We start from the raw sequence: 15,948 nt of genomic DNA, 5'->3' as shown, positions 1-15,948 counted from the left end.
CCTATCCTGCCGCGTCGTCCAGCATCAGGTCGACCGCGCTGTTCACCAGCCCGATGTGGCTGAAGGCCTGGGGGAAGTTGCCCAGCTGGCGTCCGGCCACGGGGTCGTACTCCTCCGCGAGCAGGCCCACGTCGTTGCGCAGGCCGAGCAGCCTCTCGAACAGCTTCTCCGCCTCCTGTCTGCGGCCGGTGCGCAGCAGCGCGTCGACCAGCCAGAAGGAGCAGACGACGAACGCCCCCTCGTCGCCGGGCAGGCCGTCCACGGAGCCCCCCTCGGTGCTGTACCGGCGGACCAGGCCGTCCGCGCCCAGTTCGTCGCGCACGGCGTCGACCGTGCCGATGACGCGGGGGTCGTCGCACGGCAGGAATCCGGTGCGCACGATGAGCAGGGCCGCCGCGTCCAGCTCCCGTGAACCGTAGGACTGGGTGAAGGTGTTGCGCTCGGGGTCGTAGCCCCGCTCGCAGACCTCCGCGTGGACCGCGTCCCGCATCGTGCGCCACCGGTCGGCGTCGCCCGGCAGGCCCGGGTTCTCCTCCAGGGTGCGTACCGCCCGGTCGGCGGCCACCCACGCCATCACCTTGGAGTGCACGAAGTGGCGGTGCTCCCCGCGGATCTCCCACAGCCCCTCGTCCGGCTCGCGCCACGCGGACTCCAGGAAGCCGAGCAGACTGAGCTGGAGGTTCCAGGCGTGCGGCTTGTCGTCGAGACCGGCGTCACGGGCCACCCTGAGCGAGTCGATGACCTCGCCGTACACGTCGAGCTGGCGCTGCTGCACGGCGGCGTTGCCGGTGCGGACGGGGCGGGAGTGCTCGTATCCGTCGAGCCACGGCAGCTCCGTCTCGGGGAGTCTGCGCTCGCCGGCCAGCCCGTACATGATCTGGAGGTCGGCCGGGTCGCCGGCGACGGCGCGCAGCAGCCAGTCGCGCCACTGGCGGGCCTCCTCCAGATAGCCGGCCGAGATCATCGCGCCGAGGGTGAGGGTGGAGTCCCGCAGCCAGCAGTAGCGGTAGTCCCAGTTGCGTACGCCGCCGATCTCCTCCGGCAGCGACGTGGTCAGAGCCGCGACGATGCCGCCGGTGGGGGCGTAGGTGAGGGCCTTCAGGGTGATCAGGGAGCGCATCACGGCCCGCCGGTGCGGGCCCTGGTACGTGCACCGGGCCGCCCACTTCGCCCAGTCCTCCAGGGTGTGCCCGAGCGCCCTGTACGGGTCGATCAGCTTGGGCCGCGGGGAGTGCGAGGCGTGCCAGGTGAGGACGAACGCCACGCTCTCGCCCTCCTTCACCGTGAAGGAGGAGCATGTGCTGAACTGCTGGCCCCAGGTCTTGACGGGCGGTTCGCTGCGCAGCCAGACGGAGTCGGGGCCCGCGACGGCCACCCGGTGGCCGTGGGAGCGGCGCATCCACGGCACCACGCTGCCGAAGTCGAAGCGCAGGCGCAGGACGGAGCTCATGTCCACGCTGCCGCTGACGCCTTCGACGATCCGCATCACGTCGGGCGCCTTGTCCCGCTGCGGCATGAAGTCGGTGACCTTGACCGTGCCGGTCCTGGTCTCCCAGAACGTCTCCAGGACCAGGGACTCGTCCACGTAGGCGCGCCGGGTACAGGTCTCGGCGCTGTCGGTGCCCCGGGGCGCGATCCGCCAGTGGCCGTTGTCCGCGTCGCCCAGCAGCGCCGCGAAGCAGGCGCCGGAGTCGAAGCGGGGCAGGCACAGCCAGTCGATCGAACCGTTCCGGCCGACCAGGGCGCCGGTCTGGAGATCGCCGATGAGCGCGTAGTCCTCGATGCGTGGTGTCACGTATCGGCGTCTTCCCGAACCGCGGCCCCGCTAAGCGGCGGGAGGGGGGTGAAGCGGATTCAGGCGGTGGCGGGCTCGGGCTCCCCGGCGTTCTCGCTCTGCTTCGCCGCCTCTTCGCGGTCGCGCTTCTCGCGGCGCAGGAGGATCACCCAGCCGACCGGGACGCCCGCGGCGAAGAGCCACCACTGGACGGCGTAGGCCATGTGCGGGCCGATGGAGCCGTCGTCGGGGGCCTCGATCGGCTCGGGGCCGCCGTCGGCCGGCACGGGGTCCGTCAGCTCGACGTACCCGCCGAGGACGGGGTGGCCGAGCAGGTGTGCCTGCTGGGCGCTGTTGATGAGCATCACCTGGCGGTCCGGCAGGCCGGCCAGGTCCTTGATGCCGCTGGCACCCGTCGTCTCGTCGGCCTTGAGCCGGCCGGTGACGGTGACCTCGCCGCGCGGCGGGGCCGGGACGTCGGGGTACGCCTCCTGGGTCGCGGCGGCGGGGACCCAGCCCCGGTTGACCAGGACCGTGCCGCCGCCCTTGAGGTCCAGCGGGGTCAGCACCAGGACGCCGATGCGGTCGTCCCGCGAGGTGCGGCGGCGTACGACGACCTCGTGTTCGGTGTCGAAGGTGCCGGTGGCCGTCACCGCCCGCCAGTAGTCCGAGCGCGGGACGGTGTGCCCGGGGGAGGTCAGCCGGGAGACGGGGGCCGGGGCGGCCTCCAGGTTCTTCGTGATCAGCGCGTTCTGCGCGACCCGGTGTTCATGGCGGTGCAACTGCCAGAAACCCAGTTCGACCATCGTGGGAATCAGGACGAGGACGATGAGGGTGAGGATCACCCACTGCCGGGTCAACAGGAAGCGGTACACCCCATGACCGTACAGCCGGGGCCATGGGGTGCGGCACGGAGGGTCCCTGTCGTGGGGGACCGGACCGTCACACTTTGTCCACGATGCCCGTCCTTCCCTCGGCCCGGGCGCAGTGGCCGCCGCAGTACCAGTGGCCGTCGGCCTCGACGCCCTGGCCGATGACCTGCACCCGGCAGTGCTCGCAGATGGGTGCCATGCGGTGGATGGCGCAGGAGAAACAGTCGAAGACGTGGATTGCGCCCTGCGCGTGCACCTCGAAGGACATCCCGTAGTCGTTTCCGCAAACCTCACAACGTGCCATGCGCCACAGGGTGGGACGCCGGGCGGCGGGGTGCGAGCGGGTACCGGGCGAGTCGCGGGCGGTTCACTCCGATGACGGTGACGGGGGCGGCACGGCGGCCCCCTGTGCGGGCGCCACGTCCCTCAGCAGGTGGGTGAAGGCGCTCTCCTCCAGGATCGGCGTGCCGAACGACTTCGCCTTCACCGTCTTCGACGTCGCCGCGTCCGGGTCGTTGGTGACGAGCAGGCTGGTCAGCCGGGAGACGCTGGTCGCCACGTGCAGACCGGCCTCCACGGCGCGGTCCTCCAGGAGTTCACGGTCGACCGAGGTGTCCCCGGAGAACGCCACCCGCATGCCCTGGGTGAGCGGCTTGTCCGACTCGTACCGGCCGGGGTTCGGATACGGGCACGCCGGGCGCTTCCGGGAGGGACGCCAGGTGCCCTGGCCGCGCGAGGGCCGGTAGCCGGCCCGCGGGGCGACCGGTGAGTCCGTCCACTCCGTCAGCGGCCGGCACTCCAGCAGCGGCAGCCGCGCCCCGGTCCGGGCGGCGGCGTGCAGGCTCGGCCGGAAGGCCTCGGCCAGCACCCGCGCGTCGTCCAGGGCGTGGTGCGCGCGCTGCTGCACCACACCGAAGTGCGCGGCGAGCGACTCCAGCTTGTGGTTGGGCAGCGGGAGCCGCAGCTCCTTGGAGAGCGCGATCGTGCACAGCCGCTGCCGCACCGGCGCGGTGATCGCCGCGCGGGCGTACTCCCGGGCGAGCATCGACCAGTCGAACGCGGCGTTGTGCGCGACGAGCACCCGGCCGTCGAGCCGCTCGGACAGCTGGGCGGCCACCTCCGGGAAGAGCGGCGCCCCCTCCAGGGCGTCGCTGGTCAGCCCATGGATCCAGACGGGGCCGGGGTCCCGCTCGGGGTTGACCAGCGTGTACCAGTGGTCCTCGACGTCGCCCAGCGCGTCCAGACGGTAGACCGCCGCGGACACTATCCGGTCGTCGCGGGCGAGTCCGGTGGTCTCCACGTCGACGACCGCGTACCCCTGGGGGTAGGCGGTCGGCCACGGCGCTGCGGTCTGACGGTCGTCGAGCATGGTCACAGAGAATACGGGCCGCGACTGACAGCGCCCCAGCCGGGCGCCCCGCGCGGGTGAACCCGAAGGGAGCAGGGCGCCGTTGGACGCGGGGCCGGCAGGGCGGGTCGTGACGCGTCCGGGCCCCGTGCGGTGAGACCCTCCCGGGGTGGACCAGACGCGGACGCACGAGGAACCCCACGAGGGGGCCATGGGGACCCGGCTCAACTGGCTGCGGGCCGCGGTCCTCGGCGCCAACGACGGTGTGGTGTCCACCGCCGGGCTGGTCGTCGGCGTCGCCGGGGCCACCGGCGACCGCGCCACCCTCCTGACGGCCGGTCTGGCCGGGCTGCTCGCGGGTTCCATGTCGATGGCGGCCGGCGAGTACGTCTCGGTCTCCACCCAGCGGGACTCCGAGAGGGCGGCGCTGGCGCAGGAGAGGCGCGAGCTGGAGGAGACACCGGAGGCCGAACTCGACGAGCTGACCCAGATGCTGGAGGGCAAGGGGCTGACGGCCCGGGTCGCCCGTGAGGCCGCCGTCCAGCTCAGCGCCCGTGACGCGCTGCGCGCCCACGCGGAGGTGGAGCTGGGCATCGACCCCGACGAGCTGACCAACCCCTGGCACGCGGCGGGGGCCAGCTTCCTGGCGTTCACGGTCGGCGCGCTGCTGCCGCTGCTGGCCATCGTGCTGCCCCCGGCCTCGCTGCGGCTGGTGGTCACGGTGGCCTCGGTGCTCGCGGCGCTGGCCTTCACCGGCTGGTGGAGCGCGCGGCTGGGCGCGGCGCCGGTGGGGCGCGCGGTGCTGCGGAACATGGGCGGGGGAGCGGTGGCCATGGCGGTGACGTACGCGGCGGGGGCGCTGCTGGGGGCGGCCGGGGCCTGAGGGCGGCCGGGGCGCGGGGCCCTCGGAGCCGGTGGGACGGTGGAGCCGGTGGGGGCAACTTCCGTACCCGGAACGCGGGTTCCTTCCCCGGTGCTGTCCCCGGGAGGAATCCCGCGGTGCGGCGTTCTTGGTGGAATCCACCAAACGCTGATGACTCCGCGTCTCACATACTTGTGGGTAACAACGTCTATCCTCCGCCCGCCCGGCGGCTCTACGGTGCTCGCATGGAGCCGAACCTGCCCGATGTCGTGCTGTGGTCCATCCCGGCCTTCGTCCTGCTGACCGTCCTGGAAATGGTGTCCTACCGGCTGCACCCGGACGACGAGGCCGCCGGGTACGAGACCAGGGACGCCGCGACCAGCGTCACCATGGGGCTGGGCAGCCTGGTGTTCGACCTGTTGTGGAAGATACCCGTCGTGGCGATCTACACCGCCCTGTACGAACTGACCCCGCTGCGCGTCCCCGTGCTGTGGTGGACGGTCCCGCTGATGCTGTTCGCCCAGGACTTCTTCTACTACTGGTCGCACCGGGGCCACCACGTCATCCGGATCCTCTGGGCCTGCCACGTGGTGCACCACTCCAGCCGGAACTTCAACCTCACCACGGCGCTCCGCCAGCCGTGGACCTCGCTGACCACCTGGCCGTTCTACCTTCCGCTGATCGCCCTCGGTGTCCATCCGGCGGCGCTCGCCTTCTGTTCCTCGGCGAACCTCGTCTACCAGTTCTGGGTGCACACCGAACGGATCGGCAGGCTGCCCCGCCCCTTCGAGTACGTCCTCAACACGCCCTCGCACCACCGGGTGCACCACGCCTCGCAGGGCGGCTACCTCGACCGGAACTTCGGCGGCATCCTCATCGTCTGGGACCGGCTCTTCGGCTCCTTCGCCGCCGAGGGCGAGCGGCCCGTCTACGGCCTCACCAAGAACATCACCACCTACAACCCGCTCCGGGTCGCCACCCACGAGTACGCCGCCATCGCCCGCGACGTACGGGCGGCCGGCAGCTGGAGCGAGCGGGCGGGGCGGGTCTTCCGCGGACCGGGCTGGCAGCCCGCCCGTACCGCCGCGGCCCCGGCACCGGCCGCCGCCGCCCCGGCGCCCGCCGCCACCGAGCGGGCCGGATGAGCGCGCTCCCCGGGGCGCCCCGCCTCGTCCGGCCGCTGCTCGCCGCGTTCCTCGCCGTCGCCGTGGTGGACCTGGCCGGCCTCCTCGCCGGGGCACACGCCGCCCATCTGGCCGCCAAGCCGCTGCTGCTGCCGCTCCTCGCCGCCTACGCGGCGGCCCGCGGCGGACCCCGGCCGCTCGTCGCCGCGCTGCTGTGCGGCTGGGGCGGGGACGTGCTGCTGATGCCGGGCGCGGACGCCGCGTTCCTGGCCGGGATGGGCTGCTTCGCCGCGGGCCACGTCTGCTACCTCACGCTCTTCGGGCGCGGCCGCGCGTCGGTAGGAGCGGGGGCCGGGTACGCGGTGGCGCTCGCCGTCTTCGTCGTCCTTCTGTGGCCGGACCTGCCGGGCGGGCTGCGCGCCCCGCTGGCCTGCTACAGCCTGCTGCTGGCCACCATGGCGTGGCGGGCCGGCGTCCTCGGCCGGTACGCCGCCGCGGGCGGGGCGCTCTTCCTGCTCTCCGACGCGCTCATCGCCACCGGCATCGCCGACTGGCCGCCGCTGCCCGCCCACGACTTCTGGGTCATGCTGACCTATCTGGCGGCGCAGTACCTCCTCACGACGGGGGCGCTGGGGCGCCCGGACACCGCTACCGGGACGGGCGGGGCGGCGCACCGCGCGGGCGGCGTCCGGATCTGAGGGGCGCGGCGACGGCGAAGGGGCCGGGAAGGTGTGCTCCCCGGCCCCTGTGGTGTGTGCCGTGTCCCTACTTGCGGACCGCGTCCAGCGCGTCCACGACACCGGCTCCGTAGAAGCCGTTGTAGCTCTTGCCGCCCTGGCAGACGGCGTCGATGACGCCGTCACCGTTGATGTCGTACGGGGCGCCGCAGGCGGTGGCGTCCGCCTGGAGCGTCAGCAGCGCCTTCACCATCGCCGCCGAGGCGTGCGGGTGGGTCGACTTGATGAGCGCCGCGACGCCCGCCACGTGCGGGGACGCCATGGACGTACCGGCCTTGTAGCCGAACTTCCCGCCCGGCAGCGTCGAGAGGATCAGGCCGTTGTCGGCCGGTGCCTCGGGAGCCTGGTAGATGGTGGAGTCACCGCCGGGGGCCGCCACGTCGACGACGCCCAGACCGTAGTTGGAGTACGAGGCCTTGAGGCCCTTCGCGCCGGTGGCCGAGACCGTCACGACGCCCGGCAGCAGGCTCGGGATGTCGGGGCAGAGCCGCGGGTTGATCGTGCGGGTCACCGTCGTGGAGTCGTTGGGGCTGGTCGCGTCCTCGATCGAGCGCTGGGCGAGGTCGAGGCGGGAGTTGCCGGCCGCGGCGACGTTGACGACGCCCTTGCCCTCCGCGTAGCGGGTGGCCCGGTTGACGGCCTCGACCAGGGCGCCCTGGTCCGGGTCGTTCTTGCAGTTGAACATCCACGGGTCGGTGTAATAGCTGTTGTTGGTCACGTCGACGCCGTGCTCCGCCGCCCAGACGAAGCCGCAGACGACCGCCTCGGTGTAGAAGAAGCCGTCCGGGTTCGACACCTTGATGCCGGACACCTTCACGCCGGGCGCGACACCGGTGATGCCGGTGCCGTTCTTCGCCGCGGCGATGGTGCCCGCGACGTGCGTGCCGTGGTCGCTCTCACCGGCCGCCGGACGCCAGGCGCCCGCGGTGGTGTCCGGGGCGCCGGACACGCAGTTCACCGACGCGCCGCGGTCGAAGTTCGGCGCCAGGTCCGGGTGGGTGTCGTCCACGCCCGTGTCGATGACACCGACCGTCACCCGACTGCTGCCGAGCGACTTCTGGTGCGCCTTGTCGGCCTTGATCGCGGGCAGGTCCCACTGGAGCGGCTCCAGCTCGTCCTGGCCGGCCTTCGCGCCCGCGGCTGCGATCTTCGCCTGCTCGGCGGTGAGGGGCTGCGCGACCCCGATGTCCGTGGTGGCCTGCGGGACGATCGGGTTGGTACGGGTCGCCCCGGCGGACTGCACGGCCCAGGACGTGCGTATCGCCCGCCCGAAGTCCGGGTTCTGCGAGTGGACGACGATCACGCCTATGCGGTCGTACGACGTGACGACGGTGCCGCCCGCCTTGGCTATCGCCTTCTTCACCAGCGCCGCCGTGCCGATGCCGCCGCGCGTGTTCACCACGTACGACAGCTTCGGGCCGTCCGTCCGGACCGTCGCCGTCGGCGCGTCCGCCACGGCGGCCGAGGCGGTCCCCGGAAGGAAGGCGAGCGAGGCCGTCAGCGCCAGCCCGACGGGCAGCGTGAGTGCGCGTGTCCGTCTGGATGCCAGATGAGCCATGGGTTCTCCACATCATCCGTGCCCGTGGACCCGGACACGAGTGTGCCCGGGTCTGTACATGACCAGTGAAGCTATCGCTGATCATGCCCGCGCATCAATGAATGCGGGCAAGTGAGTTCGAGGTGTGATCTCCGGGAGGTGGTTACGCCGTACGTGGGTTCGAAAAGAACGGACGGGTGGTGAACCGCTTCGCGGCGCCCTCCGTGCCGTTGTCAGGGAGTCACCGCCCACCCCCAACGCGCAGAGGACTCCCCGCATGAAAACCACCGCCGAGAACACCGCACCCGCGTCGCGAGGAGAATCCGTGGCTACCGATGCACCGCCGCCCCCGGGCAGTACGGACGACAGTCCCGCCCAACCGACGACCGAGGCGTTCGTCGCGACGCAGAAGAGTGCGGAGTTCGCCGAACTGCGCCGCTCCCACCGGTCGTTCGCCTTCCCCCTGACCATCGGCTTCATCGCCTGGTACCTGCTGTACGTCCTGCTGTCCAGCTACGCCGGCGACTTCATGGGCACCACCGTCGTCGCCAACTTCAACGTGGCCTTCGTCTTCGGCCTCGCCCAGTTCGCCACCACGTTCCTCATCGCCTGGTTCTACTCGCGCCACGCGGCGACGAAGATCGACCCCAAGGCGGAGGCCATCAAGTCCCGTCTGGAGGCCGACGCATGAGCGCCGCAGCCCACTCCCACCCCGTGATCCTCGCCGCCTCGTCCACGACCGAGCACCGGCCGCTGATCATCACCCTCTTCGCCGTGTTCGTCGCCGCGACCCTGGCCATCACCGTCTGGGCCGGACGGCAGACCAAGAGCGCCTCCGACTTCTACGCCGGCGGCCGCCAGTTCACCGCCTTCCAGAACGGCCTCGCCGTCTCCGGCGACTACATGTCCGCCGCGTCCTTCCTCGGCATCGCCGGAGCCATCGCGCTCTTCGGATACGACGGCTTCCTCTACTCCATCGGCTTCCTCGTCGCCTGGCTGGTGGCCCTGCTGCTCGTCGCCGAGCCGCTGCGCAACTCCGGCCGGTACACCATGGGCGACGTCCTCGCCTACCGGATGCGCCAGCGCCCCGTCCGTACCGCCGCCGGTGTCTCCACCATCGTCGTGTCGATCTTCTACCTGCTGGCCCAGATGGCCGGAGCGGGCGTCCTCGTCGCCCTGCTGCTCGGCATCACCGGCGACACGGGCAAGATCCTCATCGTGGCGCTGGTCGGCGTCCTGATGATCCTCTACGTCACCATCGGCGGCATGAAGGGCACCACCTGGGTGCAGATGGTCAAGGCCGTGCTGCTCATCGCGGGCGCCCTGCTGATGACCTTCATGGTGCTGTGGAAGTTCGACTTCAACGTCTCCGACCTGCTGGGCACCGCCGCCGAGAAGAGCGGCCACGGCGCGGCCTTCCTGGAGCCCGGCCTCAAGTACGGCGCCACCGGCGTCTCGAAGCTGGACTTCATCTCCCTGGGCATCGCGCTGGTCCTCGGCACCGCCGGACTGCCGCACATCCTGATCCGCTTCTACACCGTGCCGACCGCCAAGGCCGCCCGTAAGTCCGTCAACTGGGCCATCGGCATCATCGGCGCCTTCTACCTGATGACGATCGCCCTCGGCTTCGGCGCCGCGGCACTCATCGGACCGGACGAGATCAAGGCGAAGAACCCGGCGGGCAACGCGGCGGCACCCCAGCTCGCGGAGTACCTCGGCGGGGTCGGCACCACCGGCGGGGCCGTCCTGCTCGCCGTCATCTCGGCGGTCGCCTTCGCCACCATCCTCGCCGTGGTCGCGGGACTCACCCTCGCCTCCTCGTCCTCCTTCGCCCACGACATCTACGCCAACGTCATCCGCCGGGGGAAGGCCACGGAGAAGGAGGAGATGCGCGCCGCCCGCTGGGCCACCGTGGCCATCGGCATCGTCTCCATCGCCCTCGGCGCGATGGCCCGCGACCTGAACGTCGCCGGCCTCGTCGCCCTGGCCTTCGCCGTCGCCGCGTCCGCCAACCTGCCGACCATCCTCTACAGCCTCTTCTGGAAGCGCTTCACCACCCAGGGCGCCCTCTGGTCGATCTACGGCGGTCTCGCCTCGTCCGTCTTCCTCGTGCTGTTCTCCCCGGTCGTGTCCGGCAAGGCCAGCTCGATGTTCCCGGACGTCGACTTCGCCTGGTTCCCCCTGGAGAACCCGGGCCTCATCTCCATCCCGCTGGGCTTCCTGCTCGGCTGGATCGGCTCCGTCGTCTCCAAGGAGGAGCCCGACGCCGACAAGTACGCCGAGCTGGAGGTCAAGTCCCTCACCGGCACCGGGGCCCACTGACCCCACCGCCGGGCACCACGGTCCGGGGCCCTGTCGTAGAGACCTACGACAGGGCCCCGTCCCGTCTCGTGGCAATCGGCCGGCCCCGATGTCGTACCCCTCGCGTAGTCTCGATGAGGACGGACCGTAACCGCCGACAAGCCGGGGGAGGGGGCCACGTGCTCATCGACACCTATGGCCGGGTCGCCACCGACCTGCGCGTATCACTGACCGACCGGTGCAATCTGCGCTGCACCTACTGCATGCCCGAGGAGGGCCTGCGGTGGCTCGCCAAGCCGGACCTGCTGAGCGACGAGGAGATCGTCCGGCTCGTCCGCGTGGCCGTCACCCGGCTCGGGGTCACCGAGGTCCGTTTCACCGGCGGCGAGCCGCTGTTGCGCCCCGGTCTCGTCTCCGTCGTCGAGCGGTGCGCCGCCCTGGAGCCCCGCCCCAGGACCTCCCTCACCACCAACGGCATCGGGCTCAAGCGCACCGCCGCCGCGCTGAAGGCGGCGGGCCTGGACCGGGTCAACGTCTCCCTGGACACCCTGCGCCCGGACGTCTTCCGCACGCTCACCCGCCGCGACCGCCACCAGGACGTGCTGGACGGCCTGGCGGCCGCCCACGAGGCGGGACTCACCCCCGTCAAGGTCAACTCCGTCCTCATGCCCGGACTCAACGACGACGAGGCCCCCGACCTCCTCGCCTGGGCCGTGGACCACGGTTACGAACTCCGCTTCATCGAGCAGATGCCGCTCGACGCCCAGCACGGCTGGAAGCGCGACGGGATGATCACCGCCGTCGACATCCTCGCCTCGCTGCGCACCCGCTTCACCCTCACCGCCGAGGACGAGGACGCGCGCGGATCGGCCCCCGCCGAGCGCTGGAACGTGGACGGCGGACCGCACCGCGTCGGCGTCATCGCCTCCGTGACCCGGCCCTTCTGCCGGGCCTGCGACCGCACCCGGCTCACCGCCGACGGCCAGGTCCGCACCTGCCTGTTCGCCCGGGAGGAGACGGACCTGCGCGGCGCCCTGCGCTCGGGCGCCTCCGACGAGGAGATAGCCGGGATCTGGAAGACCGCGATGTGGGGCAAGAAGGCCGGTTCCGGGCTCGACGACCCGGCCTTCCTCCAGCCCGACCGCCCGATGTCAGCGATCGGTGGCTGAGGACTCCCACCGCTCCAGCGGCACGACGTCCTTCAGGAAACCGCGCACCCCGAGGAACGAGGACAGGTGCTCCCGGTGCTCCTCGCAGGCCAGCCAGGTCTTGCGGCGCTCCGGGGTGTGCAGCTTCGGGTTGTTCCAGGCGAGCACCCACACCGCGTCGGCGCGGCACCCCTTCGCGGAGCAGACGGGTGCGCCGGTGGCGCTCTCGGCGGAGACATCGGGGAGGTTCACGCCGTCAACCCTACGGGCTCCGCGCCGCACCCCCGCCGGGGGAAACGGCGACGCCGGGCAGCCACGGGGGGAGCTGCCCGGCGTCGGTCCATCGCTCCGACGGGGGATGCGGAGCGCGTACGAAGTATGTCACGGGCACCGGGGTGCGGTGCACAGGAACCTGACGATTGATCTGAGGTTTTCTTGAGCTTTCCGGCCCCTGGTACGGTCCGGACGGACTCATTCCGGGCGGGACGTACCTCCGGCGGTACCCGCTGTCCCGGATTCCGGGACAGGCCCCGCCGGTCCGGCCGCGGGAGCCGCGCCCAGGGCGGCCGGCCGCATCGGCGCCGGCACGAAGGTCGAGGGGAGCGAAGGGGCGTTCTCGCGGCCCGCGTTGGCGATGACCACCGCGACGTACGGGAGCAGGACGCCCAGGGCGAGCGCCACCACCGCCACGTGCCGCTCGACGTTCCACAGCGCCGCGGCCAGCACCACGGAGACCGTCCGCACCGACATCGAGATGATGTAACGCCGCTGCCGGCCACGCACGTCGTCGGCGAGTGACTGCCGGGCGCCCGTGATCCGGAAGACCTCCGCGCCCCTCTGATCCCGCATCATGTACCACCATCAGATCGCTCCACCGACCGTCCCCGGTCCGGGCCGCTCCCTACGGTACGCCCGGTATGCGCCCGGTCCGGGACCGGGGCGCGCCCGGGCCCGGCCGGGTCCCCGCGGCCGCGCCCCGTACGGCCCCGTCCGGCATGCGGCGTACCCCCTGCGGACCGAGACTGGTCGAACGCGCGAACACCGCGCCGCACGAGGAGGCGACATGGGCTGGCTGTGGGCAATCATCGTGGGTCTGGTGCTGGGTGTGATCGCACGCGCGATCCTGCCGGGCAAGCAGAACATCCCCCTCTGGCTGACGGTGGTGTTCGGCATCCTCGGCGGCATCCTCGGCAACGCCGTGGCCGGCTGGCTCGGCGTACGGCACACCAGCGGGGTCGACTGGACGCGCCACGTGCTCCAGCTGATCGGCGCCATCGCGGTCGTCGGGGTCGGCGACATGCTCTGGCAGTCGATCAGGGGCAACCGGGGCGACCGGCGGAGAACCTGAGCCGGTGGGGAGACGCGGAACACCGCGGCCGGTCACGCGAGAGGCGTGACCGGCCGCGGTGCCGTGTGCGGTGTGCCGTGTTCCCCGCAGGCCGGGGATCGGGTGGGTCGGGTGAACCGGGGGATCAGCCGGCCGGGGGGATCGGGTGGGTCAGCCGGGCGGGTGGGTCAGCCGGCCGTGAGCTCGACGGCCGCCAGGTTCTTCTTGCCCCGGCGCAGGACCAGCCAGCGCCCGTGCAGCAGCTCCTCGCGGGCCGGCGCGGTCTCGCCGTCCGTGACCTTCGCGTTGTTCACGTAGGCCCCGCCCTCCTTGACCGTCCGGCGGGCGGCCGACTTGCTGGCCGACAGGCCGACCTCCACCAGGAGGTCCACCACCGGGCCCAGCTCGGTGACCCGGGCGTGCGGCACCTCGGAGAGCGCCGCGCCCAGCGTCGCCTCGTCCAGCCCGGCCAGGTCGCCCTGGCCGAAGAGCGCCTTGGACGCCGCGATGACCGCCGCGCACTGGGCGCCGCCGTGCACCAGCGTCGTCAGCTCCTCGGCCAGCGCGCGCTGCGCGGACCGGGCCTGCGGACGCTCCTGGGTGAGCTGCTCCAGCTCCTCCAGTTCCTCGCGGTTCTTGAAGCTGAGGATGCGCATGTACGTCGAGATGTCCCGGTCGTCCACGTTCAGCCAGAACTGGTAGAACGCGTACGGGGTGGTCATCTCCGGGTCCAGCCAGACGGCCCCGCTCTCGGACTTGCCGAACTTGGTGCCGTCCGCCTTCACCATCAGCGGCGTCGCCAGCGCGTGCACCTCGGCACCGGGCTCCAGGCGGTGGATCAGGTCGATGCCCGCCGTGAGGTTGCCCCACTGGTCGCTGCCGCCCTGCTGGAGGGTGCAGCCGTGCCGCCGGTACAGCTCCAGGAAGTCCATGCCCTGGAGCAGCTGGTAGCTGAACTCGGTGTAGCTGATGCCCTCCTGGGACTCCAGCCGGCGGGCCACCGAGTCCTTGGTGAGCATCTTGTTGACCCGGAAGTGCTTGCCGATGTCCCGGAGGAACTCGATCGCGGACAGGCCCGCCGTCCAGTCCAGGTTGTTCACCATCGTCGCGGCGTTCGGGCCCTCGAAGGTGAGGAAGGGCTCGATCTGCCCGCGCAGCCGGTCCACCCAGGCGGCGATGGTCGCCGGGTCGTTCAGCGTGCGCTCGGCGGTCGGCCGGGGGTCACCGATCTGGCCGGTGGCCCCGCCGACCAGGGCGAGCGGCCTGAGGCCCGCGAGCTGGAGCCGGCGCATGGTGAGCACCTGGACCAGGTGCCCGACGTGCAGGCTCGCCGCGGTCGGGTCGAAGCCGCAATAGAACGTGACCGGGCCGTCCGCGAGAGCCTTGCGCAGGGCGTCCTCGTCAGTGGACTGGGCGAACAGCCCGCGCCACTTCAGCTCGTCGACGATGTCCGTCACGGTCTTTTCTCTCCTCGAAGGTGTGAGTGGGTGCCCGGTCAGTCTAAGTCGGTCACACGCCCCGGCTGACCGAGCTCATGTGGAAGTCGGGCACGCGCAGCGCGGGCATGGCGGCCCGGGTGAAGTAGTCGCCCCACTCGCGCGGCAGCGTCCGCTCCGTACGGCCCGCCTCCGAGGCCCGGGACAGCAGGCCGACCGGCGACTCGTTGAACCGGAAGTTGTTCACCTCGCCGACGACCTCGCCGTCCTCCACCAGGTACACCCCGTCCCGGGTCAGCCCGGTCAGCAGCAGCGACGCCGGGTCCACCTCGCGGATGTACCAGAGGCAGGTCAGCAGCAGGGCCCGCCCGGTCGTCGCGGCCACCATCTCCTCCAGCGACCGCTCACCGCCGCCGTCCAGGACGAGGTTGTCCACCGTGGGGGCCACCGGCAGGCCCGTCAGCCCGGCCGAGTGGCGGGTCGTGGTGAGCCGCTCCAGCCGGCCGTCCTCGATCCACCGGACCGGCTCCAGCGGCAGCCCGTTGTCGAAGACGGAGGAGTCGTCGCCGGAGGAGTGGGCGATCACGAAGGGCGCGGACTCCAGACCCGGCTCGTGCGGGTCACCGCGCAGGGTCAGCGGCAGCTCGGACAGCTTCTCGCCGATCCGGGTCCCGCCCCCGGGCCGGGAGAAGACCGTACGGCCCTCGGCGGCGTCCCGGGCGGAGGCCGACCAGTACTGGTAGATCAGCAGGTCGGCCACCGCGGTCGGCGGCAGCAGCGTCTCGTACCGCCCGGCCGGGAGCTCGACGCGGCGCTCGGCCCAGCGCAGCCGTCGCGCGAGCTCCGCGTCGAGCTCCGCGGGGTCCACGTCCGTGAAGTCCCGGGTGGCCCGCCCGGCCCAGGCGGACCGGGTGCGGTCGGGGGACTTGGCGTTCAGCTCCAGCGTGCCGTTGGGCTGGTCGTGCCGCAGCCGCAGCCCCGTCGAGGTCCCCAGGTAGGTGGAGGTCATCTCGTGGTGGGCGAAGCCGTACAACTCGCGGCCGCCGGAGCGGGCACGGGCGAAGGAGTCGCCCAGGGCCGGGGCGAAGTCCCCGAAGACCTCGGAGCCGGTCTCGGCCGGGGCGTCCGTGAATCCCGGGGACGCGGGTACCCCGGAGACGAGCGGCTGGGCGTCCTCGGCGGGTCCGGCGCCACGGGCCGCGGCCTCGGCCGCCCGTACGAGGGGTTCCAGGTCGTCCGGGGTGACCGCCGAACGCGACACCACACCGGACGCCGTCCCCCGGGCGCCGTCGACGGTGGCGATCACGGTCAGCGTCCGGCCGCGCGTCACCCCGTTCGTGGTCAGCGCGTTGCCCGCCCAGCGCAGGTTGGCGGAGGAGTTCTCCTCCGCGATGACCACACAGCCGTCGGCGGTGGACAGGTCGAGCGTCCGCTCGACGATCTCGTGCGGCTTGCTGACGCGGCTCATCGCCCGCCCTCCTG

The 15,948-nt window shown here is 72.0% G+C and carries 16 protein-coding genes; 7 read left to right on the top strand and 9 right to left on the bottom strand.

Translation table 11 applies throughout. The annotated features are described in order from the left end of the window. Nucleotide 1: 1 nt before the first annotated feature. The 4 genes from B9S64_RS05870 to B9S64_RS05855 all read right to left on the bottom strand — a co-directional run bounded on the left by B9S64_RS05870 (nucleotide 2) and on the right by B9S64_RS05855 (nucleotide 4,021). A complete protein-coding gene (locus B9S64_RS05870) occupies nucleotides 2-1,795 on the bottom strand; it encodes a glycoside hydrolase family 15 protein (RefSeq protein ID WP_103489512.1) in 1,794 nt (597 codons plus the stop codon). A gap of 59 nt (nucleotides 1,796-1,854) precedes the next feature. Continuing rightward, entirely contained in the window at nucleotides 1,855-2,649 is a 795-nt protein-coding gene (locus B9S64_RS05865) for an SURF1 family protein (protein ID WP_103489511.1), read from the bottom strand. Nucleotides 2,650-2,716: 67 nt separating this feature from the next. Continuing rightward, a complete protein-coding gene (locus B9S64_RS05860) occupies nucleotides 2,717-2,950 on the bottom strand; it encodes a hypothetical protein (protein WP_103489510.1) in 234 nt (77 codons plus the stop codon). A 63-nt stretch (nucleotides 2,951-3,013) separates the two neighbouring features. After that, nucleotides 3,014-4,021, bottom strand: coding sequence for a DEDDh family exonuclease (locus B9S64_RS05855; protein ID WP_103489509.1), 1,008 nt, complete (start codon nucleotides 4,019-4,021; stop codon nucleotides 3,014-3,016). 184 nt (nucleotides 4,022-4,205) lie between these two features. On the opposite strand from B9S64_RS05855, the gene B9S64_RS05850 reads away from it, so the two are divergent. The 3 genes from B9S64_RS05850 to B9S64_RS05840 all read left to right on the top strand — a co-directional run bounded on the left by B9S64_RS05850 (nucleotide 4,206) and on the right by B9S64_RS05840 (nucleotide 6,678). Continuing rightward, nucleotides 4,206-4,877 carry a VIT family protein gene (locus B9S64_RS05850; protein ID WP_181012171.1) on the top strand — a complete coding sequence of 224 codons (672 nt, stop codon included), beginning with the start codon at nucleotides 4,206-4,208 and terminating at the stop codon, nucleotides 4,875-4,877. A 224-nt stretch (nucleotides 4,878-5,101) separates the two neighbouring features. Then, nucleotides 5,102-6,001 (top strand): sterol desaturase family protein, encoded by a 900-nt coding sequence (locus B9S64_RS05845; protein WP_109491981.1) that lies wholly within the window; start codon nucleotides 5,102-5,104, stop codon nucleotides 5,999-6,001. Continuing rightward, nucleotides 5,998-6,678 (top strand): lysoplasmalogenase, encoded by a 681-nt coding sequence (locus tag B9S64_RS05840; protein WP_109491980.1) that lies wholly within the window; start codon nucleotides 5,998-6,000, stop codon nucleotides 6,676-6,678. Before B9S64_RS05845 ends, B9S64_RS05840 begins: the two co-directional genes overlap by 4 nt. Nucleotides 6,679-6,745: 67 nt before the next feature. Here the strand turns inward: B9S64_RS05840 and B9S64_RS05835 are convergent, their stop codons facing one another. Then, a complete protein-coding gene (locus B9S64_RS05835) occupies nucleotides 6,746-8,275 on the bottom strand; it encodes a S8 family serine peptidase (protein ID WP_103490426.1) in 1,530 nt (509 codons plus the stop codon). Between the two features lie 304 nt (nucleotides 8,276-8,579). Here B9S64_RS05835 and B9S64_RS05830 point away from each other — a divergent pair, with 304 nt between their 5' ends. The 3 genes from B9S64_RS05830 to moaA all read left to right on the top strand — a co-directional run bounded on the left by B9S64_RS05830 (nucleotide 8,580) and on the right by moaA (nucleotide 11,724). Beyond that, entirely contained in the window at nucleotides 8,580-8,945 is a 366-nt protein-coding gene (locus tag B9S64_RS05830; RefSeq protein WP_103490427.1) for a DUF485 domain-containing protein, read from the top strand. Then, a complete protein-coding gene (locus tag B9S64_RS05825; RefSeq protein ID WP_103490428.1) occupies nucleotides 8,942-10,576 on the top strand; it encodes a cation acetate symporter in 1,635 nt (544 codons plus the stop codon). Before B9S64_RS05830 ends, B9S64_RS05825 begins: the two co-directional genes overlap by 4 nt. A gap of 158 nt (nucleotides 10,577-10,734) precedes the next feature. Beyond that, the gene (gene moaA / locus B9S64_RS05820) at nucleotides 10,735-11,724 is read left to right on the top strand and encodes a GTP 3',8-cyclase MoaA (RefSeq protein ID WP_219818772.1); all 990 of its coding nucleotides are present in this window, start codon (nucleotides 10,735-10,737) and stop codon (nucleotides 11,722-11,724) included. Here the strand turns inward: moaA and B9S64_RS05815 are convergent. Together B9S64_RS05815 and B9S64_RS05810 are read right to left on the bottom strand one after the other, a co-directional pair. Beyond that, the gene (locus B9S64_RS05815) at nucleotides 11,707-11,955 is read right to left on the bottom strand and encodes a hypothetical protein (protein WP_103490430.1); all 249 of its coding nucleotides are present in this window, start codon (nucleotides 11,953-11,955) and stop codon (nucleotides 11,707-11,709) included. The genes moaA and B9S64_RS05815 overlap by 18 nt on opposite strands. A gap of 219 nt (nucleotides 11,956-12,174) precedes the next feature. Continuing rightward, nucleotides 12,175-12,552 (bottom strand): DUF3099 domain-containing protein, encoded by a 378-nt coding sequence (locus B9S64_RS05810; RefSeq protein WP_103490449.1) that lies wholly within the window; start codon nucleotides 12,550-12,552, stop codon nucleotides 12,175-12,177. A gap of 214 nt (nucleotides 12,553-12,766) precedes the next feature. On the opposite strand from B9S64_RS05810, the gene B9S64_RS05805 reads away from it, so the two are divergent. Further along, complete coding sequence (locus tag B9S64_RS05805; protein WP_103490431.1) at nucleotides 12,767-13,051, top strand: GlsB/YeaQ/YmgE family stress response membrane protein; 285 nt, start codon at nucleotides 12,767-12,769, stop codon at nucleotides 13,049-13,051. A gap of 167 nt (nucleotides 13,052-13,218) precedes the next feature. Here the strand turns inward: B9S64_RS05805 and tyrS are convergent, their stop codons facing one another. After that, a complete protein-coding gene (gene tyrS, locus B9S64_RS05800; RefSeq protein WP_103490432.1) occupies nucleotides 13,219-14,487 on the bottom strand; it encodes a tyrosine--tRNA ligase in 1,269 nt (422 codons plus the stop codon). Nucleotides 14,488-14,539: 52 nt separating this feature from the next. Continuing rightward, nucleotides 14,540-15,934 carry a metallopeptidase TldD-related protein gene (locus B9S64_RS05795; RefSeq protein ID WP_103490433.1) on the bottom strand — a complete coding sequence of 465 codons (1,395 nt, stop codon included), beginning with the start codon at nucleotides 15,932-15,934 and terminating at the stop codon, nucleotides 14,540-14,542. Nucleotides 15,935-15,948: the final 14 nt, after the last annotated feature.

The organism is Streptomyces sp. SM18 (assembly GCF_002910775.2).
Taxonomy (GTDB): domain Bacteria; phylum Actinomycetota; class Actinomycetes; order Streptomycetales; family Streptomycetaceae; genus Streptomyces; species Streptomyces halstedii.
This window is presented reverse-complemented; position numbering and strand designations above follow the sequence as displayed.